The organism is Alloactinosynnema sp. L-07, from assembly GCF_900070365.1.
Classification (GTDB): Bacteria; Actinomycetota; Actinomycetes; order Mycobacteriales; family Pseudonocardiaceae; genus Actinokineospora.
Map to the genome: position 1 here is coordinate 6,349,784 of NZ_LN850107.1, position 21,400 is coordinate 6,371,183.

Sequence of the window (21,400 nt, forward strand, 5' to 3'; positions counted from 1 at the left end):
GTCCTGCGCTTATCCGCGCGGGGCCGGGATCGTCGGTAGGCTCTTGATCACCTGCTGGAGTGGCACGCCGACCAGCGGGTTCGGCATCTGGAGACCACCATCACGGCGGGCAATGCCCCGTCGATCGGCCCGTTCACCGCGTTGGCCGCGCGCCACCAGGCGCGGTTGTCGCGCAGCGAACTGTTCCCAGCCGATCAGTTTCCCGACGAGCACGACGCCGAGGATCTGTACCGACTTCCCGCACAGGATGGAGTGCTGTGAGCGTTTTCGACAAGATCGAGTCCGAGGTCCGCAGCTATTGCCGGAGTTGGCCGGTGGTGTTCGACCGCGCGGTCGGCAGTCGTATCGAGGACACCGATGGCCGGTCCTACCTCGACTTCTTCGCGGGCGCGGGCGCGCTGAATTACGGGCACAACAACCCGGTTCTCAAGACCGCCGTGATCGACTACCTCATGCGCGACGGCGTGACCCACTCGCTGGATATGCACACCGTGGCCAAGCGCGATTTCCTGGAGACCTTCGCCGAGGTGGTGCTTGGCCCGCGCGAGCTGGACTACAAGGTCATGTTCCCCGGCCCTGCGGGCGCCAACGCCGTCGAGGCGGCGCTGAAGCTGGCCCGCAAGGTGACCGGCCGCCAGTCGATCATCAACTTCACCAACGCCTTCCACGGCATGACGCTGGGTGCGCTGTCGGTCACCGGCAACTCCCTCAAACGCGGCGGCGCGGGCATCCCGCTGGTGCACGCCACGCCGATTCCGTTCGACAATTACCTCGACGGCCGGACCCCGGACTTCCTGCTGTTCGAGCGGCTGCTCCAGGACAGCGGCAGCGGCCTCAACGAGCCCGCCGCGGTGATCGTGGAGACCGTGCAGGGCGAGGGCGGGATCAACGTGGCCCGCGCCGAGTGGCTGCGCGCGCTGTCGGAGCTGTGTCAGCGCCACGGCATCCTGCTGATCGTCGACGACGTGCAGATGGGCTGCGGGCGCACCGGGCCGTTCTTCAGCTTCGAGGTCGCCGGGATCAAGCCCGACATCGTCTGCCTGTCGAAGTCGATCGGCGGGTTCGGCCTGCCGCTGGGGCTGACGCTGCTGCGGCCGGAACTGGACGTGTGGGAGCCGGGTGAGCACAACGGCACGTTCCGCGGGGTCAATCCGGCGTTCGTCGCGGCCACCGAGGCGCTGCGGACCTATTGGGTCGACGACACGCTGGAGAAATCCACACTCGCGTTGGGTGAGCAGGTCGGCCGGGCGCTGGTGGAGCTGGCTCAGACCTATCCGGGACTGCAGGCCAGGGGCCGCGGCTTGGCCAGAGGCCTGCGGTTCGCGACGGGTGAGCTGGCCGGGCAGGTCTGCCGGGAGGCGTTCGAGCGTGGGCTGCTGATGGAGACCGCGGGCCCGGACGGCGAGGTCGCCAAGATCATGCCACCGCTCACCGTCACCGAAGCCGAGTTGGAAGAGGGCATGGCGGTGATCTCCGACGCGGTGCGGGCGACGGCATCTTTGATAGCAGAGCAGGAGGATCGTGCGAGCCGTTGAGAGCCCGCCGTGCCGCGCACGGGTTGTGGTCCGGTGCGCTGTCGACCCAACAAGGCGAGTTTCGGCCCCGCGCCGCCGACTTCGGGAATCGGCGGACGCGGGGGCCATCTATACGCCATTAGCGTGACACCACCGGTTAAACCCCGGCCAGGTACGGAATTGGCCCTAGGTTGTCTTGCAGCGCAAGGACGGCCCGTGGGGACGGGACCGTGAACCGGGGGGTGGCGCCTTGCTTTCAGCCGACGACGGACCGCGCTTCTGCGTGCTCGGGCCGGTCGGGGTCGTGATCGGCGACCAACCACTCTCGCCGGGCGGACCCGGACTGCGCGCACTGCTCGCGATCCTGCTGCTCGAACCCAACCAGGCGGTGCCGGTCGAGCGCATCGTCGACCTGCTGTGGGACCACGAGCCGCCCGCCACCGCCCGCACGATCGTGCAGGGTTACGTGTCCAGGCTGCGCCGCTGGCTGTCCGAAGTGGACGAATCGGGCGGCACGTGGATCGAGACCAGCGGGTCGGGCTATCAGCTGGTGGTGGACGAGCGCCGCGTCGACGTCGCCATCGCCCGCGCCCTGCGCGCGGAGTCGAACGGCCAGGAGCCGGAGGTGCGCGCTGCGCTGCTGACCAGGGCACAAGCGCTGTGGCGGGGCCCGGAGCTGTCCGACGTCGGCGGCCGGGTCCGCGCGCCGGAACTGGCCGAGCTGCGGCTGGCGGTGATCGAGGCGCGCATCGACGCCGACCTCGAACTAGGCGGGCACGACCAGGTCATCGGCGAACTGGCGGCGCTTGTCGACACCCATCCGTTCCGGGAACACCTGGTCGGCCAGCTCGTGCTCGCGCTGTACCGCTCCGGCCGCCGGGCCGCGGCGCTGGAGATGTACCAGCGCTTCGCCCATCGGGCCGCCGGTGAGCTGGGCCTCGATCCAGGTCCCGGCCTGCGGGAACTGCACAGCCGGGTCCTGCGCGACGACACCGCGCTGCTGCGGCCCCGGCCGGAACCGGTGCTGACCCCGCGCATCGGGGTGCTGACCCCCGCGCAGCTGCCCGCGCCGCCGTCGGGATTCACCGGCCGCGAGGGCGAACTCGCCTGGCTGGACGGGGTGCGCGGCGAAGGTGTCGCGGTGCTGGCCGGGCCCGCCGGGATCGGCAAGAGCGCGCTGGCGCTGCTGTGGGGCAGCCAGGTCGCGCGGGAGTTCGTGCACGGCCAGCTCTACGTGTCGCTGCGCGGATTCGACCCGCGGCACCCGCCGCTGACCCCCGCCGACGTGCTCGCCCGGTTCCTGCTCGTCCTCGGCGTGGCCGCCCACGACATCCCGGCCGACCTCGCCGACCGGGCCGCGCTGTACCGGTCGGTGCTGGCCGACCGGAAGGTGCTGGTGGTCCTCGACGACGCCCGCGACTCCGACCAGGTCCGGCCGCTGCTGCCCGGCGCGGGCCGGTCGCTGGTGCTGGTCACGAGCCGACGACGGCTCGACGGCCTGGTCACCCAGGGCGCGCGGCTGCGGGTCGTGCACACGCTGGCCGCCGACGCGGCGGTCCGGCTGATCGAGCACGCCGCCGGTCCGCCGATCGATTCCGACGACCGCGCGCACCGGTCCCGCCTGGCCCGGCTGTGCGGCTACCTGCCGCTGGCGCTGCGCATCGCGGGGGCCCGGCTGGCGGTGAGTCCACAGTGGTCGGTCGGGGACCTGGTCGCGGAGATGTCCGACGAGCGGACCAGGCTCGGCGCACTGGACCTGGAGGACGCCGACACGAGCGTGCGCGCGGCCTTCGACGTCACCCACCGGGCGCTGGACCCGGCCCACGCGGACACCTTGCGCGCGCTCGGCGCGTTTCCCGGGCAGTGGGTGAGCCCGTACGCGGTGGCGGCCCTGTGCGGAATCGGGCTCACGGCGGCGCGGGCGCGGCTGCGGGCGCTGGCGGGGTCGTTCCTGGTCACCGAGCTCGATCGGGACATGTACGGGATGCACGACCTGGTCCGGCTCTACGCCAGGGAACTGGCCGAGGACGGCACCGAGCCGCTGCGCGCGGTGCTGCGGTACTACCTGCTCGCCGCCGACCTCTGCCGCCGCCACCTGCGTCCGGTCGACGACGACCTCGACGCGCCGTGGGACCTGCCCACCCCGGAGATCACCGACCGGGACGGCGCCCTGACCTGGTTCGAACGTGAGTGGCCCAACCTGCTGGCCGTCGCCGCCGCGGGCGCCGACGCGGGCCTGCACGCCGAGGTCTGGCGCCTGGCCAGGATGGCGGGCGACTTCCGCCGCGTCCGCTCCCGCCGCGACGACTGGGAGTGGCTCCTCGACATCGGCCTGACCTCGGCCCGCGCCGCCGGTGATCCGCGGGGAGAGGTGTTGCTGCTGCTGAGCCGCTGCGTCCTGCTGACCCGCTTCGGCAGCGAACACGAGACGGTCGCCGACGCCTCAGCGGCGGTGGAACTGGCGGCGTCACTCGGCGACCCGAAACTCGCGGCGATGGCACTGAACACGCTGGCGAGTGCCTGGTACGGGGAGAAGAAGTACTTGGCGGCGCTGGACGGCTATGAGCGGGCGCTGTCGGCCACCAGGTCGGCCGGATACCGGCTGGGCGAGGCGAACCTGCTCAACAACATCGCGCAGACGTACCTGAACTTGGGGCGGGTCGATGAGGCGGTGGAGCCGCAGACGGCGGCGGTCGCGCTGTACCGGGAGGTCGGGGATCTTGGGTTCGTCGGGCTCGCGCTGGCGAATCTGGCGGAGATCGAACACGAGCTTGGGGACTACGACTCCGCTGAGGTGCACGCGCGGGAAGCGGTGTCGTTGGCTGAGGTGAACGGCTTGGCGCTGACGGAAGCGTTTGGACGGGAAGTCCTGGCCAGAGTGCTGCGTGACAGCGGAGACATCACGGCGGCGCGGGCTGAGCTGACTGAGGCGGTGACGCGGTATCGGATGGCGCAGTCTCCTGGGGTGGAAGCGGCCCTAGCGGCCCTGGCTTCGTTACCGCCCGGCGTTTAGCGGGGGTTTAGTTGCCCCGTGTGGGTGAGTGGCAGGGTTCTCGCTGGCGCGTTTGCGCGCTCAGTCGAGCAGTGGTGGGGGTACTGCTCGCGGTCCGGCCGGCGGCTCTTGGGGAGGGGGTGCCGGCCGGACGTATGTCCGGGGTTGGTTGGTCGGCCGTAGTACAGCCAAGCCTCCGAAACGCAAGGGGCCCAACAGAACGGCCTGATTGGGTGGTTCGCCTTGATTTGGGGTGAATGGGCCTAAACTTTGGGCGCGGGTGGGCTTCACCTGGCCCACCTTTTAGACCCGCGCAGGCCCATTCGAGGGGCCCCAAATCAAGGCGAACCACCCAATCAGGCGCCCACACCCCAAGCCGGCCTAGACGTTCGCCGCTCGATCGTCCCCGCGATACGGCTGCAGCGCCTGATGCTTCGGATGCAACCCATCGCCCATCGATTCGCCCATGATCTGGCGGCGGACCCAGGGGAGTAGGTGGGTTGTGGTCCAGGCGATGTCGGCTTGCCTGGAGCGGAGCCACGGCTGTGGAACCTCCGGCGGGAACGACTGCCGCCAATCCCCGTCCGTCCGCACGTTCAATGCTTCCGCCGCCCGCAAGGCGATCCGCCGATGCCCCTCAGTCGAGAAGTGCAGCCGGTCGTCACACCAGGAGCGGCGGTCGTGTAGCGGAGTCATGGACCACAGGTCGACGAGCATCGCGCCGTGGCGTTCGGCGATGGCGTGTAGGTGGCCGTTGTAGATCGCGACCTTTCCGCGTACCCGGCGCAACAGTGGCTGCACCTGAGGGTCAGGTCCGGTGAACATCAACACCGCCGAGCCCGCCGAGCGCAGGGCGACCACCGCGTCCTCCAGCAGCGCGGCCACGTCGTCGACGTCCCGGCCGGGGGTGATGATGTCGTTGCCGCCGCCGCACAGGCTGACCAGATCGGGGGCCGTGTCCACGGCGACGGCGACCTGTTCGTCGACGATCTCTTGCAGCATCTTCCCGCGCAGCGCCAGGTTCGCGTACTGGAAGGCCGGATTCTGGTCGGCCATCGTCGAGGCCAGGCGGTCCGCCCAGCCGACGTAGGTGCCTTCCGGACCTCCGTCGCTCATCCCCTCGGTGAAGCTGTCTCCGATCGCGACCCAGCTCGCCCACCCGTGCACAGTCGCCTCCCTCCCCATGGCCGACCCGTTGCCCACCCCAACTAACCGCCCAGAATGCCGTGTCATTCCCGACTTACGCCACCGTCGGTTGACCGAATCGTAAGTACCGTGACGCCTGGTCACCACTCATTTCCTGTCCGATATCCCAGGTTAGGGCTACCTAACCGAATCGCGGTACGGCAGGCTGTCCGAGTGGCCGCTTCCTCCGACACCCTCGCCGACCTGCTGGGCGGTCGCCGGGGTGCGGTCGACGCTACGGTGCCGCCGCTGGCGTTCCTAGTCGGGTGGCTCGTGTCGGAGCGGGAGATCGGCTGGGGTGCCGCCGCCGCGGTCGTCGCGGCGGCCTTGGTGAGCGGATACCGGCTGGCGACCGGCGCTCGGGTCACCGCGGCGCTGGGCGGGTTGGCCGCCGTGATCGCCGCGGCGTTGATCGTCATCTACACCGGGCGGGCCGAGGACTTCTTCCTGGTTCGGCTGCTGGTCAACATCGCCAGCGGGCTGGCCTGGGCGCTGAGCATCCTGATCCGGTGGCCGCTGCTCGGCGTCGTCGTCGGCGCCCTGCTCGGCCAGAAGACGCGCTGGCGCGGCGATCCCGACCTGCTGCGGGCCTACGGCCGGGCCAGCTGGGTATGGGTGTTCGGCCAGTACACCGTCCGCACGCTCGTCTTCGGCGCGCTCTGGCTGTCGGGCAACGTGGTGGCGCTGGGGGTGGCGCAGGTCGCCCTGTCGTGGCCGCTGGTGGCGCTCGTCGTCGCCGCCAGCGCCGTCGTTCTGCGCCGCTCCCTGCCCGCCGACCACCCCGGACTACGGCACCCGCGCGTTTGACGGGTGCGGCGCCATCGGGCCGAACGCCTCGCGCGCGGCCAGCCAGGCCGCGCCCGCGACGCCGTCCTTGGCCGTGCGGACCTCGTGGTCGGCCAGCATCTCCCGCAGCCGCGCGCCGACCGGGGTGTCCCCGCCCGCGACCGTGCCGACCAACACGATCGGGCCGCTCGACCACGCCGCGAGGGCCTGGTCGGCCAGGACGCGGGCCGCGTGGTCGATGATCTCGGCGGCGGCCGGGTCGTTGGCGTGCGCGCTGACCAGCGGGGCGAACCGGGCCAGGTGGATCGGCGGGTCGGCGTTGACCGAGCGGATCAGGTGGTTGAACGGCGCGTCCGTCGGGCCGACCGCCAGTGCGAGCACCGCCGACGCGAGCGGGCCCAGCGGTCCGGCGGCCTGGATCTCGCGCACCGTGGCGCGCACGGCTTCGCGGCCCAGCCAGAACGCCGAGCCCTCGTCGCCGAGCAGCCAGCCGAATCCGCCCACGGTGGCGGCGTGCCGGTGGTTCTCGATGCGCATGGCGATCGAACCGGTTCCCGCGATCAGCACCGTTCCCTCCGGTTCCGGCGTGCCCGCCGCGAACGCGACCTCCGCGTCGGTCATCACGTCGGCCCGCTCGACGCCCGCGTCGGCCAGCGCCGCGCGGAACACCTCGGCCACCGCCGGGTCGCTCATGGCCGACGCGCCCGCCATGCCCAGCACGCAGGTCAGTGCCGTGTGGGTGCCCAGCGCCGCGGCGACCGCGGTGCCGATGTTGGCCGCCGCGACCGCGGGCGGGTGCGAGTTCGGGTTGCCCCCGCCCGCCTCGCCCCGGCCGACGACGTCACCCGACGCGGTGACAGCGATCGCGCGGGTGGCCGTCCCACCTGCGTCGATGCCCACGGCGACCTCGCCCACGGGACCCTCCTTCGGTGCGGTTACTCCGTTTGGCGTAGCATTCTCAATGCCCGCTCCGTTCAACCCCCTCGACGGAGCGGGCATCCCTTTTCCTAGGGCTGATCCGTTCATGGACGCAGCCCTAGCATCGCACTCAGCGGGTGCGGGTCAGCTTGGACAGGCCGCGCGGCTGGTCGGGGTTGCGGCCCCTGGCCAGCGACAGCTCCAGCGCCAGCCGCTGCAGCGGCAGGATCTCCAGCACCGGGGCGATCTCCTCGGCCGTGGTCGGCAGCACGATCCGCGGCAGGTCCGCGGCGGCGGCCGAGCCGACCGCGACGATATCCGCGCCGCTCGCCCGCACGACATCGAGTACCTCGGCCATCGCCGCGCCACCCGCTCCCGCGCTGGTCACCGCGAGCACCGACGTCGTGGCGTCGAGCGCGGCGATCGGGCCGTGCAGCAGGTCGGCGCCGCTGTAGGCGCGGGCGGACAGGTAGCTGGTCTCGGCGAGCTTGAGCGCGGTCTCGGCCGCGGTGGCCGAGGAGTAGCCACGGCCGGTGCACACGACCCGCTCGGCGAAGCGCAGCCGGGCCACAGCGGCGTCGACACCCTCGGCGGCCAGCGCGGCCGACGCGACCTCGCCGATCCCCGCCGCGGCGGCCGCGTCGCCGCCGCGCACGGCGTCGACCAGGAGGTACAGGGTCAGCAGGGTCGCGGTGTAGGTCTTCGTGGCGGCCACCGCCAGCTCCGGGCCCGCGCCGATGTCGACGTTGAGTTCGGCGGACTCGGTCAGCGGCGAGCCGGGGGTGTTGGTGACCGCGACGGTCAGCGCGCCGTGCGCCCGCGCCGCCGCGGTGGCCTCGACCAGGTCGGGCGAGCCGCCGCTCTGGCTGACGGCGATGTAGAGGACGTCGGTCAGGTCGGGCTTGGCCTTGTAGAGCGTGGTCGTCGAGGCCGAGACCAGGCCCGCGGGCAGGCCGAGCAGCACCTCGGTGAGGTATTTGGCGTAGATGGCGGCGTGGTCGCTGGACCCGCGCGCGGCGAACAGGACGAACCTCGGGCGGTGGGCGGCGATCGTCGCGGCCACCCCGACCAGGTCGGACCGGCGGTCGAGGATGCTCGCGAGGACCGTGGGCTGCTGGTCGATCTCGGCGCGCATGGACTCGCCTGGCTGGGTGTGCGGCATCAGGTCCCTCTCTCCGTTAAGGTCTAGACCAATCGTAGAGATCTGGCTTCCTCGGGGCAATCCCGTGGGTAGTGACGCGGGAGACGGGTCGGACAAGGCATTCTGTATGCAGGTGTACGAGCAGGGAGGACACCATGTTGGAGATGTCCGACGCCGATGGGCCGGACACGGTGCTTCGGGCGCAACGCGAACCCAAGTACTGGGGGCTCAAGCGGCATCTGCTCGACCTGCTCGGCTCGCTGCCGCCCGGCTCGCCCATCCCGACCGAGCGGTCGCTGGCCACCGACTTCGACGTCTCGCGCACCACGGTCCGCCAGGCGCTCGCCGAGCTGACCGTCGAGGGCAGGCTGCTGCGGGTGCAGGGCAAGGGCACCTTCGCCGCCGAGCCCAAGGTCGCCCAGCGGCTGCAGCTGTCCTCCTACACCGAGGATATGCGCGCCCAGGGCCGCGAGCCGTCGTCGAAGCTGCTGGAGGTCGCCGAGATCCCGGCTGAGGTGGAGCTGGCCAGGCTGCTCGGCGTGCGGCCGGGGGCCAAGGTCCTGCGGCTGCACCGGCTGCGGCTGGCCGACGGTGAGCCGATGGCGCTGGAGTCGACCCACCTGCCGCTGGGCCGCTTCCGCGGCCTGCGCCGCTTCGTCACCGACGGCGGCTCGCTCTACCAGGTGCTGCGCGACCGCTTCGGCGTCGAGATGGGCCACGCGGAGGAGACGATCGAGACCGCGCTGGCCGCCCCGCACGAGGCCGACCTGCTCGGCGCCGACATCGGGATGCCGATGCTGCTGCTGTCGCGGCACTCGTTCGACACCGAGGAGAAGCCGGTGGAGTGGGTGCGCTCGCTCTACCGCGGCGACCGCTACAAGTTCGTGACGACGCTGAACCGTCCGTGATCACCGACGTCAGGTGGGGCACCACCGCCGCGCGCGGGGTGCTGGCCACGACGATTCTGGGGTCGAGCATGGCCATGCTCGACGGGACGGTGGTCAACGTCGCCCTCCCGCGCATCGGTGCCGAACTGGGCGCCTCGGTCGCGGGTTTGCAGTGGATCATCAACGGGTACCTGCTGGCCTTGGCCTCGCTGATCCTGATCGCGGGCGCCTTGGGCGACCGCTATGGCAGGCGCAAGGTGTTCCTGATCGGCGTCGTCTGGTTCGGCGCCGCGTCTGTCTTGTGTGGACTCGCGGGCAGCACGGGAACGCTGATCGCGGCCCGGGCGCTGCAAGGGATCGGCGGGGCCCTGCTGACGCCGGGGTCGCTGTCGATCTTGCAGTCGGTGTTCCACAAAGAGGACCGGGCGCGGGCGATCGGCTCGTGGTCGGCCCTTGGCGGGATCGCGGCGGCGGCCGGGCCACTGGTCGGCGGGCTGCTGGTGCAGGTGTGGTCGTGGCGGCTGGCGTTCCTGATCAACGTGCCGGTCGCGGTCGCCTGCGTGTGGCTCGCGCTGAAGTTCGTTCCGGAGACCCGTGACGAGGACGGCAACGGCCGGGTCGACTGGCTGGGCTCGGCCATTGGCGCGGTGGGGCTGGCGGGTATCACGGTCGCACTGATCGGCCTGCCCGCGGGCACGCCGGAGTGGGTCGAGTTCCCCGTGTTCATCGGCGGCCTGGTCTTCATGCTTGAGTTCATCAGGGGGCAGTGGAAGTGGGATCACCCGCTGATACCGCCCGCGCTGTTCCGGGATCGGACATTCGCCATCTCCAACGCGCTGACCTTCGTGGTCTACGCCGCGCTGGGTGGCGTGATGATGCTCATGGGGTTGCAGCTGCAGATCTCGCTGGGCTACTCGCCGACCGCGGCGGGCATCGCCAGTGTCCCGATCACCATCGTGATGCTGCTGTTGTCGAGCCGGTTCGGCGCACTGGCCTCGAAGTACGGGCCGCGCTGGTTCCTCGTCGGCGGTCCGCTGCTCGTCGCGGCGGCCATGCTGATGCTGATGCGGGTCGGCCCTGGGTCGACCTACCTCGGCTCGGTCCTGCCCGCCGTCACCGTGTTCGGGCTCGGCCTAGCCGTGGTCGTCGCGCCGGTCACCGCGACCGTGCTCGCCGCCGCGCCCGACCGTTACGCGGGCGTGGCCTCCGGGGTCAACAACGCCGTCGCCCGAACCGGCGGCCTGCTCGCCGTCGCGGTCCTGCCCGCCGCCGCAGGCCTGACCGGCGCGGCCTACACCGACCCGACCGCGCTCACGTCGAGCTGGCGCACGGCCCTGCTGATCTGCGCGGGCCTGTGCGTCGTCGGGGGTCTGCTCGCGCTCGGGGTGCGGGGCAATGTCCTGGCCGTGGTGGACCACGCCCCGGACTGCCCGCACCCCGGCGACTGTCTGCACTGCTCGGTGGACGCGCCACCGACGCACGTCAAGCCTTGAGCAACTCCGCGAGCAGGGTCTGGTCGACGTTGCCGCCGGACACCACGGCCACCGTGCGGCCTCGGGGAAGTTCGTCGGCGCGGTAGAGGTAGCCCGCGGTCGCCACGGCACCGCTGGGCTCGGCGACCAGGTTCGACTTGTGCGCGAGATCGGCGACGGTCGCGCGGATCTCGTCCTCGGACACCGTGACGATCCCGTCCACGAACGCCTGCTGGTGGGCGAAGGTCAGCGGCGAGGGCTGCGAGCGCAGGCCGTCGGCGATGGTCCGGTTGCGGTCGGCCACCGACCACGACACCAGCTCACCGGCCTTGAGGCTGGCCGCCGTGTCGGCCGCCAGCTCCGGCTCGACCGCCCACACCTGGGCGCCGGGTCGCAGTGCCTTGATCGCCGCGGCGACGCCGGAGATCAGCCCGCCGCCGCTGACCGGCACGAGCACCAGGTCGACCTCGGGGAGGTCCTCGATGATCTCCAGGCCGATCGTGCCCTGACCAGCGATCACGTCGAGGTGGTCGAACGGCGGGATCAGGGTGGCGCCCTTCGCCACGACGATGGCGTCGGCGACGATCTCGCGTTGCCCGACCCCGCTGAGCACGACCTCGGCGCCGTGCGAGCGGGTCGCGTCGATCTTGACCTGCGGGGTGTCCTCGGGGACCACGATCCACGCCGGGGTGCCGAACACCTTGGCCGCGTACGCGACGGCCTGGGCGTGGTTGCCGCTGGAGTAGGCCACGACGCCACGAGCGCGCTGCTCGTCGGTCAGCCGGGACAGCGCGTTGTAGGCGCCGCGGATCTTGAACGCGCCGACGGGCTGCAAGTTCTCGGGCTTGAGCCACAGCGGTCGATCGGGGTCGGACCAGAGGCAGGTCAGCAGGGGCGTGCGGGTGGCACCACCGGCGATGCGGCCCGCGGCCGCGCGGATGTCGTCCAGAGTCACGAGGTTCACGGCACCAGTCTGCCGATACACCACCTGAACGGGAATGAGGTTCCTCAGTTGCACCGTCAACGCCCGGACCTGCGGCTGGGACGTCCAGCGCCTGGGGTTCGGAACCGTTCGCCGAGGACCTCGAGCGCGACGCGTTCGCAGTTCTCCGTAGGCGATCGCGGCCGCAATTCTGCGATCCGCCCTGGTGAATGCCTCCGTCATCAAGGCTGAGCTCGAGCAGAACTGACCGACCCGAAACGCTTGTGTGCACGTCCACATGTGGACGTGCACACAAGAAACAGCTTTGACAGCTCTGTCAGGATTGCTCTGTCCACCTCGATATGCCACAGGCCAGGCGAATGGGGGCCTGTCCGTAGGTCCCCATTCGCTCATCCATTGAGTATCAGCAGCACTTGGTGGCCGGGCCGAGTGCGTTGTAGACAGTTCGTCCATTGACGCTGATCTGCACTCGGGTTCTGAACTCAAGGGAAGAGGATCGACCCTGGATCTTGACGGATGGTCGGGTGTAGTGTCCATTCGCGCATCCAGCAGTAGCCCAGCCGGTGTATTCCACCAGCCGTTGGTACTGGTACACGTCGACCCTGCTCCTCGACACGCAGGTGCCGGAGTATGGCGCGGCCGCGTTGATGTAATAGTCCGGGTACATATGAACGCCGTCGTCCCCACTGCATACACCGATGTGCCAATTGTTCTGCGTGATGTCGTTGCACCCCCCGCCGCTCGCCTGCGCCGGGTTTGCCATCACCACCGAGGAAACGATAGTGGCGAGCATGACAGCCGCACGTGTGACGGACCTTCGCAAGTTCATTCGGATCCCCCATGGATGAGTTTACTTTGCGCAGCCAACGGTAGCGACAACCCATGGCCAGTTCAAGATTGTCATGTGAGTTTGAGCCGGATTTGCTGCAAGCGGGGGAATGGCAGGTTCGTGGGTGCGGGCAGGACCTGGATGGTGCGGGTGGTGATTCGGCTGTGGTCGCGGTCGACCTGCCCGGGCGATGACCGGTGTTTGCGCCAATGGCAATGCGTCGAGCGCGGCCAAGGGCCGCGGATGTCGTCCAGAGTCACGAGGTTCACGGCACCCAGTCTGCCGATACACCACCTGAACGGGAATGTGAATATCTTGCGGGCCCGTGCGTCCAGATGGGCCTATCACGGTGCGCAGTCGCGTCATACCGTCGGGTTATCGCCCCCCGAGCGACACGTGAGGGCACAGTGGGCGAGCCGTAACCCTGCGCGGCTCGCCCACGCCGGTCAGTGGCCGAGCGCGGTGACCAGCGCCTTCGCCGCGGCCTCCGGGTCGGCGGCCTCCGTGATCGCCCGCACGACGACGATCCGCGTCGCGCCCGCCGCCAGCACCTCCGGCACCCGCGCCAGATCGATCCCACCGATGGCGAACCAAGGCCGTTCCGACCTGGTCGCGCGGACGAGGTCGAGTCCGGGGGCGGGCCTGCCGGGCTTGGTGGGGGTCGGCCAGCACGGGCCGGTGCAGAAGTAGTCGACACCCGGCTCGCGCGCGGCGGCGTCGGCTTGGGCGAAGTCGTGGGTGGAGCGGCCGATCACGATGTCCTCGCCCAGAATCCGGCGGGCCTGGGAGACGGGGAGATCGTCCTGCCCTAGGTGAAGCACGTCCGCCCCGGCGGCCAGCGCGATGTCGGCCCGGTCGTTGACGGATAGCAGCGCGCCCCGGGCCGCACAGACCTCGGCCAGCGTCGCCAACGCCCTGAGTTCGGGGCCTGCCTCCAGGCTCTTGGCCCGCAGCTGCACGATGTCGACCCCACCCGCGAGCGCCGCGTCGGCGAACTCGGCGAGGTCGGGCCGGATGTCCGTGCACAGGTAGAGGCGCGCGGTATGGAGCTTGGCGCGGATCTGGTCACCGTTGAGTCCTGGCATGGAACCGCACGGTAGTGCGCTACGGTGGAACCTGGTCGCACGGGAGTCCGAGAAACGGGCTGAGAGGGAGCTGGGATCGCTCCGACCGTCGAACCTGATCCGGGTCATGCCGGCGCAGGGAGCGTGGTGTGTGGTGAATGACGTCAAGCGCGTCGCCGTCGTGGGCGGTGGCGTGATCGGGCTGTCCGTGGCGTGGGCGCTGGCTGAGGCCGGGTTCCGCGTCGTCTTGGTCGATCCCGACCCAGGTCACGGTGCTTCGTGGGTGGCGGGCGGAATGCTCGCCCCGGTCACCGAGTCGTGGCCGGGTGAGGACGATGTGCTCGCGCTGGGGGCCGCGTCGCTGGATCTGTGGCCCGCGTTTGCGGAGCGGTTGCGGCAGCGAGGTGGCGATCCTGGGCTAAGCACGCACGGAACTCTGGCGCTGGCGCTTGACTCCGCCGATGTCGGCACGCTGAATGTCCTCGCCGACTATCTGCGCGGCCAGGGGCGTGCCGTCGAGCGGCTGACCGGGCGCGAACTGCGGGCGCTGGAGCCCGCGCTGGGGCCTCGGGTCCGAAGTGGACTGAATGTGCCGGGGGATCTGGCCGTGGACAACCGAAGCCTGCTGATCGCGCTCCGGTCCGCCTGCGAATCGGCGGGGGTGGAGTTCTTCCCGGCGGCGGCGACCGGAGTCCGGCCGGGCGCGGTCGACCTCGGCAGCTCCACTGTGGACTGTGAGGTGGCGGTCATCGCGGCCGGGGCGTGGAGCCGGACGCTGCACCCCGCGCTGGAGTCGGTGACCAGGCCGGTCAAGGGGGAGATCCTGCGGCTGCGGGCCCGGCCGGGCGCGCTGCCGGTCCCGGTGCGGACGATCCGTGCGCACGTCGAGTCGCGGCCGGTCTACCTGGTGCCCAGGGCCGACGGCGAACTCGTTCTCGGCGCGACCCAGTACGAGGCGGGCTACGACACCGAGGTCACCGTCGGCGGCGTGCGGGACCTGCTGGCCGACGCCGAGCAGGTGCTGCCGGGCATCGCCGAGTACGCGCTGACCGAGTGCGCCGCCGGGCTGCGGGCGGGCAGCCGGGACAACCTGCCGCTGGTCGGCTGGCTCGAACCCGGGGTGCTCGCCGCCACCGGCCACCACCGCAACGGGCTCCTGCTCGCGCCCGGCACCGCGGCCTCGGTCGTGGCCATGCTGCGCGACGGCGCCGCCCCAGAACCGGCCGCGGACCCCGCCCGGTTCCGCTAGTGTCCTGCGCCGGAATCCGACATCTATCTCGGCGGCCCAGCTTCCCGCTGGCCGCACGGACGAAAGGCCCACGGACACCCAGTACGAGGACCTTCCGTCCGCACACCCAGCGGAAACCTGGACCACCGATATAGACGCCGGATTCCGGCGCAGAACACTAGTTGGAAAGGACGCGATGAGGATCGAGGTCAACGGCGAGCCCCGCGAGGTCGCCGACGGAACGACGGTCGCCGACGTGCTCGCCGCGCTCGGCCTGCCCGCCAACGGGATCGCGGTCGCCGTCGACGGCGAGGTCGTGCCCCGTGCCGACCACGCGCGGACCACGGTGACCGACGGGGCCGCCGTCGAGATCCTGACCGCTGTGCAGGGAGGCTGACATGGACGACCCCTTCGTCATCGCCGACCGGGAGTACTCCTCCCGCCTGATCACCGGCACCGGCGGCGCCGCCAACCTGGCCGTACTCGAACGCGCCCTGGTCGCCTCCGGGACCGAGTTGACCACGGTGTCGCTGCGCCGGGTCGACGCGGCCGGTGGGTCCGGGGTGCTGGAAGTCCTGCGGCGGCTGAAGATCGACCCGCTGCCGAACACCGCGGGCTGCCGCACCGCCGCCGAGGCGGTACTGACGGCGCGGCTCGCTCGGGAGGCGCTCAGCACGAACTGGATCAAGCTGGAAGTCGTCGCCGACGACAAGACCCTGCTCCCCGACCCGATCGAGTTGCTCGACGCCGCCGCCACCCTGGTCGACGACGGTTTCGTGGTGTTGCCCTACACCAACGACGACCCGGTGCTGGCGCTGCGGCTGGAGGAGGCGGGCTGCGCGGCGGTCATGCCCCTTGGCTCGCCGATCGGCACCGGCCTGGGCATCCGCAACCCGCACAACATCGAACTGATCGTCGCCCGCGCGGGCGTCCCCGTGATCCTCGACGCGGGCATCGGCACCGCCTCCGACGCCGCGCTGGCCATGGAACTGGGCTGCTCAGCGGTGCTGCTGGCCACCGCCGTCACCCGCGCCGCCGACCCCGAGAAGATGGCCACCGCGATGCGCTCGGCGGTGGTCGCGGGCAGACTCGCCAGGCAGGCAGGCCGCATACCGCAGCGGTTCTGGGCCCAGGCATCCAGCCCTCCGCGATGAAGCCTTGGTGGCGCGCGGCACAATGAGGTATGACGACTTCGGAGGGCGACCCCGCCACCGGCGACATCCCGGCCCGCCTCTACCTGGCGATCGGCAGACTGTCCCGGTCGCTACGCCGCTCCGGCAGCCCCGGCCTCGGCCACGGCTCGATCTCCGCACTGTCCACATTGGTCAACTGCGGCGAACTACGATTAGGTGACCTGGCAGGCAAGGAGGGCGTCGCCGCCCCGACCATGTCACGCATCGTGGCAAGCCTGGTAGAGACCGGCCTGGCCCTGCGCGAACCCGACCCCGCCGACCGCCGAGCCTGGCTGGTACGGGCGACCGAGGAAGGCGAACGGGTAGTTTCCGGCGTCCGCTCGACACGTGTGCACGAACTAGGACGCAGATTGGAACGACTCTCAGCAGAGGACCACAAGCGCCTAATCAACGCGATCCCGGTCCTAGAGGCACTGCTAGCAGAGGAACAGAAGAGCTAAGTAAAAAAAGAGGCACCCGCCCGGCTCAGGGCGCAAAGAACGACCCCGCATCGGGAAGCCGCCACAGCGGAGAGACCGGTCCGACTCCCGAGCCCAGGGGATATGCGGCGCGCACGCTCCGAGTAATGAAGTCCTTACCGAGCCGCACAGCACTCACCACGTCATTCCCCTTAGCCAACGCCGCCGTAATACTCGAAGCAAGCGTGTCACCACTGCCATGGGTATCGGTGACGTCATACCGAGGCCCGACCAACTCGATGAATTCGGAGCCGTCGTAGAGCAAGTCCAGGCACTCCGCGTCATCGCGCATATGCCCGCCCTTGACCAGGACCCACAGGGGCCCGAGGTCGAACAGCGCCTTCGCCGCATCACGCTGCTGAGAACGCGTCCGCACGTCAATACCAGTGATCAACCGAACCTCATCAAGATTCGGCGTCACCAACGTCGCCCGCGGAAACAACAGAGTGCGGATCGCATCGAGAGCTTCGGCGGCCAGCAACGGATCCCCGTGCATCGAAGCCGCCACCGGATCCACCACCAGCGGAATCGTCTGTCCGATATGGACCCTGTCACAGGCCCCAGCCACCGCGGCGATAATCGCCGCGGTGGCCAGCATCCCAGTCTTGGCCGCCTGAACGCCGATATCGGTCGCGACCGCCTCGATCTGCGCGGCCACCACCTCCGGCGGCACCGTGTGCACCCCCGTAACCCCAAGGGAGTTCTGCACAGTCACCGCCGTCAACGCGGTCATCCCATGCACCCCGCAGGCGAAGAACGTCCGCAGGTCGGCCTGGATACCCGCGCCACCACCGGAATCCGATCCGGCGATGGTCAGCGTCCTTGCTGGAGTTAGCACAGCGGCATCCTTCTCAAGACTTGTCGACGACCGGGAGATAGACCTTCTTGCCCTGTTCGACGAATTCCGTCGACATCTCCGACATGCCCGCCTCGATAGCCTCCACAGAGGACAGGCCGTGCTCCTCGGCGTACTTCCGCACATCCTGGGTGATCTTCATCGAGCAGAACTTCGGCCCGCACATCGAGCAGAAGTGCGCGGTCTTGGCTGGGCTCGCGGGCAGTGTCTCGTCGTGGAACGAGCGCGCGGTGTCCGGGTCGAGCGAGAGGTTGAACTGGTCCTCCCAGCGGAACTCGAAGCGCGCCTGGGACAGCGCGTCGTCGCGTTCCTGGGCCCGGGGGTGGCCCTTGGCCAGGTCGGCCGAGTGCGCGGCGATCTTGTAGGTGATCACGCCGACCTTGACGTCGTCGCGGTTGGGCAGGCCCAGGTGTTCCTTGGGGGTGACGTAGCAGAGCATCGCGGTGCCCAGCCAGCCGATCTGCGCGGCGCCGATGGCCGAGGTGATGTGGTCGTAGCCGGGCGCGATGTCCGTCGCGAGTGGACCGAGGGTGTAGAACGGCGCCTCGCCGCACAGTTCCTCTTCGAGTCGCACGTTCTCGGCGATCTTGTGCATCGGCACGTGGCCGGGGCCCTCGATCATCACCTGCACGTCCTTGGCGCGGGCGATGTGGGTCAGTTCCCCGAGGGTGCGCAGCTCGGCGAACTGGGCCTCGTCGTTGGCGTCGGCGATCGAGCCCGGCCGCAGGCCGTCACCGAGGGAGAAGGTGACGTCGTAGGCGCGCAGGATGTCGCAGAGTTCCTCGAAGTGCGTGTAGAGGAAGCTTTCCTTGTGGTGGGCCAGGCACCACGCTGCCATGATCGACCCGCCGCGCGAGACGATGCCGGTGACGCGCTTGGCGGTGAGCGGCACGTAGCGCAGCAGCACGCCCGCGTGCACGGTCATGTAGTCGACGCCCTGCTCGCACTGTTCGAGCACGGTGTCGCGGTAGACCTCCCACGACAGCTTCGTCGGGTCGCCGTCGACCTTCTCCAGCGCCTGGTAGATCGGCACGGTGCCGATCGGGACCGGCGAGTTGCGCATGATCCACTCGCGGGTCTCGTGGATGCGCTTGCCGGTGGACAGGTCCATGATCGTGTCGGCGCCCCAGCGGGAGGCCCACACCATCTTGTCGACCTCGTCCTCGATCGACGACGACACCGCCGAGTTGCCGATGTTCGCGTTGATCTTGACAAGGAATTTCTTGCCGATGATCGCGGGCTCGGACTCCGGGTGGCACCGGTTGACCGGGATGACCGCGCGGCCGATGGCGACCTCGTCGCGCACGAACTCCGCGCTCAGGCCCTCACGCTCGGCGCAGAACCGCATCTCCTTGGTGATGATCCCGGCCTTGGCGTAGGCCAGCTGGGTCACCGCGCCGTTCACCGGCTCACGCTCGGCGATCCAGCTCTCCCGCAGCCTCGGCAGTCCAGTGTGGACATCGATGGCGGCGGTGTCGTCGGTGTACGGGCCCGAGGTGTCGTACAGGTCGACGTGCTCACCGTTGGTGAGGTCGACCCGCCGGATGGGGATGCGCAGACCGTCGGCGGTCTCGCGGTAGACCTTGTGCGACCCGATGATGGGACCGGTGGTCACGGTGGGCCGCACGGAGCGGTCGTCAAGAGCGGTCACGAAAATCCTCCCTACGCCGGCATTACCCGGTCAGGTTCATCGGTCGGCGGCGCCGGGTCCCAGGAATGGACACCAGCCGCCCTCTCAGCCCGCCATGGCGCGAGCTCCCGCGGTGCGGTGTGCAGTTGTCCTTCGCACCCTAGCCGGCGGACGCGCCAAAGCCAACCGAGCACTAACCTGTTGACCATGGTGCAGCCGTACCCGCCGGGCGCCCGCCGCCTGGGCCGTCCCCACGCGGCCGTTCCCTGCCCGGCGTGCGCCGAGCTGGTCGGCCGGGGCTACCCGACGTGCACGTCCTGCGCCGACCGCGTCGACGCCTACTGGCTGGCCGACTGGGCCGCCCTGCTCGACGCCGAGGGCGTGGTCTCGGGCGAGCCGGAGGAACGTGACCTGGTGGCGCGGGTGTTCAGCGCCGAACCGGGCGCCTACCCGTGGACCTGCACCGACTGGGCCATGCGGCTGACCGTGTGCCCGACCTGCCGGGCCGAACTGGGCACCGGCGACACCGGCTGCCTGCGGTGCGCGGGCGCCGACCAGTCCCGCTGGGCCTGGGACTACGCGGCGATGCCCACCTCGATGACCCACAACGAACACGCCCTGCGCGTCACCGTGGCGGGTTTGCGCGCCGCCCACCGCAGGCGCGACAACCAGGTGGCCTACTGGCGGCTGTCCCTGCCGTTCCTGATGACCGGCGAACCCGTGTCGCAGGCCCAGGCCCAGCGCGTGCGGACCTACCTGCTGGCCGGGCGGACCGAGGAGCTGTCGACGAGCCAGTCCTTCGCCGACATGGCCGCGCTCCCCGACTTACCTTGGCGCGCGCCGGCTTAGGACTCCAGCGCCAACCGGATGCCGAGCGCGATCAGCACGGCCCCGGAGAACCGCTCCAGCCGCGTGCGGACCTCGGTGCGCTTGAGCCACCGCATGACCCGCCCGAGCAGCGCGACCACCATCAGGTACCAGACGGTGTCGATCACCACCCACAACCCGGCGAGCGCGAGCAACACCCACCGCGCCGCGCCGGGGGAGACGAACTGCGGCAGGAACGAGATGGCGAACACGGCCAGCTTGGGGTTGGCCAGGTTGACCAGCAGCCCCGCGCGGAACCCGGAACCGCTGGTCGGGACGTCGTCGACGGCGTGGTCGGGCTTGCCGAACAGAGCCTTGGCCCCGAACCAGACCAGCACGGCGACCCCGATGATCCGCAGCACCTGATAGGCGATCTCGGAGGCGACCAGCAGGACCGAGAGACCCAGCCCTGCCGCCACCGCCCAAACCGCGACGCCGACCTCCATGCCCGCCACCGTCGCCAGCGCGCCCCGGCGGCCGCCGCGGATCGACTGCTTGAGCAGCATCGCGGTACCCACGCCCGGCACCATGGCCAGGACGAACGAGGCGAGCAGGAAGGCGAGGAAGCTGGACCAGGTCACCGCCGAATGGTGCGACAGCGGTCACGCTGATCGCCACCGGTTATCCGGGGAGGATTAGGGCATGTCCTGCGGATCATGGCGGGCGGTATCCGCGCCCGCTTGGCCCCTGGGCGCACCGCGGGAACGGCCACGGACAACCAGTACGCGACCGTCCCCGCGGCACGCCCAGGAACCAAGCGGATCACGAATCCCACCCACCATGATCCACAGGACACGCCCTAGTCGTCGGCGAAGGGGTCCTCGGTGGTGCTCGGGTCCCAGGACAGGCCGGGCTTGCCCCACTGGTTGGCCTTGAGCATCCGCTTGGACTCGCGGGCGTTGCGGCCGACAAGGCGGTTGAGGTAGAGCAGGCCGTCGAGGTGGTCGGTCTCGTGCTGCAGGCAGCGCGCGAAGAAGCCCGTGCCATCGACCTCGATCGGAGCGCCGTCGACGTCCTGGCCGGTGACCTTGGCCCACGTGGCGCGGCCGGTGGGGAACGACTCGCCCGGGACTGAGAGGCAGCCCTCGAAGTCGTCGTCGGGATCGGGCATGCCCTCGGGGATGCCGGAGGTCTCCAGGACCGGGTTGACGACGGTGCCGCGGTGGCGCACGCCTTCGTCGTCGGGGCAGTCGTAGACGAAGACCCGCAGGGCCACGCCGATCTGGTTGGCGGCGAGACCAACGCCGTTGGCCGCGGCCATCGTGTCGAACATGTCTTCGACCAGGGTCTTGAGTTCGCCGTCGAAGCGGTCGACCGGCGTGGTCGGGTTGTGCAGGACCGGGTCGCCGACGATCCGGATCGGGTGAACTGTCATATGGGCAGGGTAGTTATACGCGGGTTGTCGGACGCGCCGTGGACATGACGATCACATCCGGT

20 protein-coding genes and 2 riboswitches are annotated in these 21,400 nt (G+C 70.2%); of the genes, 10 read left to right on the plus strand and 10 right to left on the minus strand.

All coding sequences use genetic code 11. From position 1 onward, the window contains the following. Positions 1–257: 257 nt before the first annotated feature. Positions 258–1,535 carry a diaminobutyrate--2-oxoglutarate transaminase gene (gene ectB, locus BN1701_RS29000; protein ID WP_054054064.1) on the plus strand — a complete coding sequence of 426 codons (1,278 nt, stop codon included), beginning with the start codon at positions 258–260 and terminating at the stop codon, positions 1,533–1,535. 229 nt (positions 1,536–1,764) lie between these two features. Continuing rightward, on the plus strand, positions 1,765–4,527 hold the full coding sequence (locus tag BN1701_RS29005) for an AfsR/SARP family transcriptional regulator (protein WP_054054066.1): 2,763 nt from the start codon (positions 1,765–1,767) through the stop codon (positions 4,525–4,527). Between the two features lie 360 nt (positions 4,528–4,887). On the opposite strand, the gene BN1701_RS29010 is transcribed toward BN1701_RS29005, so the two are convergent. Then, on the minus strand, positions 4,888–5,673 hold the full coding sequence (locus tag BN1701_RS29010) for an SGNH/GDSL hydrolase family protein (RefSeq protein WP_082860126.1): 786 nt from the start codon (positions 5,671–5,673) through the stop codon (positions 4,888–4,890). Positions 5,674–5,865: 192 nt separating this feature from the next. Here BN1701_RS29010 and BN1701_RS29015 point away from each other — a divergent pair, with 192 nt between their 5' ends. Continuing rightward, on the plus strand, positions 5,866–6,498 hold the full coding sequence (locus tag BN1701_RS29015) for a DUF3159 domain-containing protein (RefSeq protein WP_054054070.1): 633 nt from the start codon (positions 5,866–5,868) through the stop codon (positions 6,496–6,498). Here the strand turns inward: BN1701_RS29015 and BN1701_RS29020 are convergent. Beyond that, positions 6,478–7,392, minus strand: coding sequence for an N-acetylglucosamine kinase (locus BN1701_RS29020; RefSeq protein ID WP_054054072.1), 915 nt, complete (start codon positions 7,390–7,392; stop codon positions 6,478–6,480). The genes BN1701_RS29015 and BN1701_RS29020 overlap by 21 nt on opposite strands. A 133-nt stretch (positions 7,393–7,525) precedes the next feature. Continuing rightward, positions 7,526–8,557, minus strand: coding sequence for an SIS domain-containing protein (locus BN1701_RS29025; RefSeq protein WP_054054075.1), 1,032 nt, complete (start codon positions 8,555–8,557; stop codon positions 7,526–7,528). Positions 8,558–8,691: 134 nt separating this feature from the next. On the opposite strand from BN1701_RS29025, the gene BN1701_RS29030 reads away from it, so the two are divergent. Continuing rightward, complete coding sequence (locus BN1701_RS29030; protein WP_054054077.1) at positions 8,692–9,444, plus strand: GntR family transcriptional regulator; 753 nt, start codon at positions 8,692–8,694, stop codon at positions 9,442–9,444. A 68-nt stretch (positions 9,445–9,512) separates the two neighbouring features. Beyond that, complete coding sequence (locus BN1701_RS29035; protein ID WP_082860444.1) at positions 9,513–10,916, plus strand: MFS transporter; 1,404 nt, start codon at positions 9,513–9,515, stop codon at positions 10,914–10,916. On the opposite strand, the gene BN1701_RS29040 is transcribed toward BN1701_RS29035, so the two are convergent. The 3 genes from BN1701_RS29040 to thiE all read right to left on the minus strand — a co-directional run bounded on the left by BN1701_RS29040 (position 10,906) and on the right by thiE (position 13,752). Then, the gene (locus BN1701_RS29040) at positions 10,906–11,859 is read right to left on the minus strand and encodes a threonine/serine dehydratase (protein WP_054054078.1); all 954 of its coding nucleotides are present in this window, start codon (positions 11,857–11,859) and stop codon (positions 10,906–10,908) included. The two genes, BN1701_RS29035 and BN1701_RS29040, sit on opposite strands and share 11 nt — an antisense overlap. Before the next feature lie 382 nt (positions 11,860–12,241). Then, positions 12,242–12,631: a hypothetical protein gene (locus BN1701_RS36125; protein ID WP_157368279.1), complete on the minus strand. Its 390-nt coding sequence runs from the start codon at positions 12,629–12,631 to the stop codon at positions 12,242–12,244. A gap of 482 nt (positions 12,632–13,113) precedes the next feature. Then, complete coding sequence (thiE, locus tag BN1701_RS29045) at positions 13,114–13,752, minus strand: thiamine phosphate synthase (protein ID WP_054054080.1); 639 nt, start codon at positions 13,750–13,752, stop codon at positions 13,114–13,116. Between the two features lie 29 nt (positions 13,753–13,781). After that, positions 13,782–13,890: riboswitch (TPP riboswitch) on the plus strand. Here thiE and thiO point away from each other — a divergent pair. The 4 genes from thiO (at position 13,883) to BN1701_RS29065 (ending at position 16,592) form a co-directional block, all read left to right on the plus strand. After that, positions 13,883–14,980 (plus strand): glycine oxidase ThiO, encoded by a 1,098-nt coding sequence (thiO, locus tag BN1701_RS29050; protein WP_231949744.1) that lies wholly within the window; start codon positions 13,883–13,885, stop codon positions 14,978–14,980. (Overlaps the previous riboswitch by 8 nt.) Positions 14,981–15,155: 175 nt before the next feature. Continuing rightward, complete coding sequence (thiS, locus tag BN1701_RS29055) at positions 15,156–15,356, plus strand: sulfur carrier protein ThiS (RefSeq protein WP_054054082.1); 201 nt, start codon at positions 15,156–15,158, stop codon at positions 15,354–15,356. Position 15,357: 1 nt separating this feature from the next. Continuing rightward, positions 15,358–16,113 (plus strand): thiazole synthase, encoded by a 756-nt coding sequence (locus BN1701_RS29060; protein ID WP_054054084.1) that lies wholly within the window; start codon positions 15,358–15,360, stop codon positions 16,111–16,113. Positions 16,114–16,142: 29 nt separating this feature from the next. Continuing rightward, positions 16,143–16,592, plus strand: coding sequence for a MarR family winged helix-turn-helix transcriptional regulator (locus BN1701_RS29065; protein WP_054054086.1), 450 nt, complete (start codon positions 16,143–16,145; stop codon positions 16,590–16,592). 25 nt (positions 16,593–16,617) lie between these two features. Here BN1701_RS29065 and thiD read toward each other — a convergent pair whose 3' ends face one another. Beyond that, positions 16,618–17,448 (minus strand): bifunctional hydroxymethylpyrimidine kinase/phosphomethylpyrimidine kinase, encoded by an 831-nt coding sequence (thiD, locus tag BN1701_RS29070; protein ID WP_054054088.1) that lies wholly within the window; start codon positions 17,446–17,448, stop codon positions 16,618–16,620. 13 nt (positions 17,449–17,461) lie between these two features. After that, complete coding sequence (thiC, locus tag BN1701_RS29075) at positions 17,462–19,117, minus strand: phosphomethylpyrimidine synthase ThiC (protein WP_054054090.1); 1,656 nt, start codon at positions 19,115–19,117, stop codon at positions 17,462–17,464. Continuing rightward, positions 19,109–19,238: riboswitch (TPP riboswitch) on the minus strand. Its footprint overlaps the gene before it by 9 nt. A gap of 65 nt (positions 19,239–19,303) precedes the next feature. On the opposite strand from thiC, the gene BN1701_RS29080 reads away from it, so the two are divergent. Further along, on the plus strand, positions 19,304–19,945 hold the full coding sequence (locus BN1701_RS29080; protein WP_054054092.1) for a hypothetical protein: 642 nt from the start codon (positions 19,304–19,306) through the stop codon (positions 19,943–19,945). On the opposite strand, the gene BN1701_RS29085 is transcribed toward BN1701_RS29080, so the two are convergent. Together BN1701_RS29085 and BN1701_RS29090 are read right to left on the minus strand one after the other, a co-directional pair. Continuing rightward, a complete protein-coding gene (locus tag BN1701_RS29085; RefSeq protein ID WP_231949745.1) occupies positions 19,942–20,544 on the minus strand; it encodes a LysE family translocator in 603 nt (200 codons plus the stop codon). The two genes, BN1701_RS29080 and BN1701_RS29085, sit on opposite strands and share 4 nt — an antisense overlap. Positions 20,545–20,762: 218 nt before the next feature. Next, the gene (locus BN1701_RS29090; RefSeq protein ID WP_054054095.1) at positions 20,763–21,338 is read right to left on the minus strand and encodes a peptide deformylase; all 576 of its coding nucleotides are present in this window, start codon (positions 21,336–21,338) and stop codon (positions 20,763–20,765) included. Between the last annotated feature and the right edge of the window lie 62 nt (positions 21,339–21,400).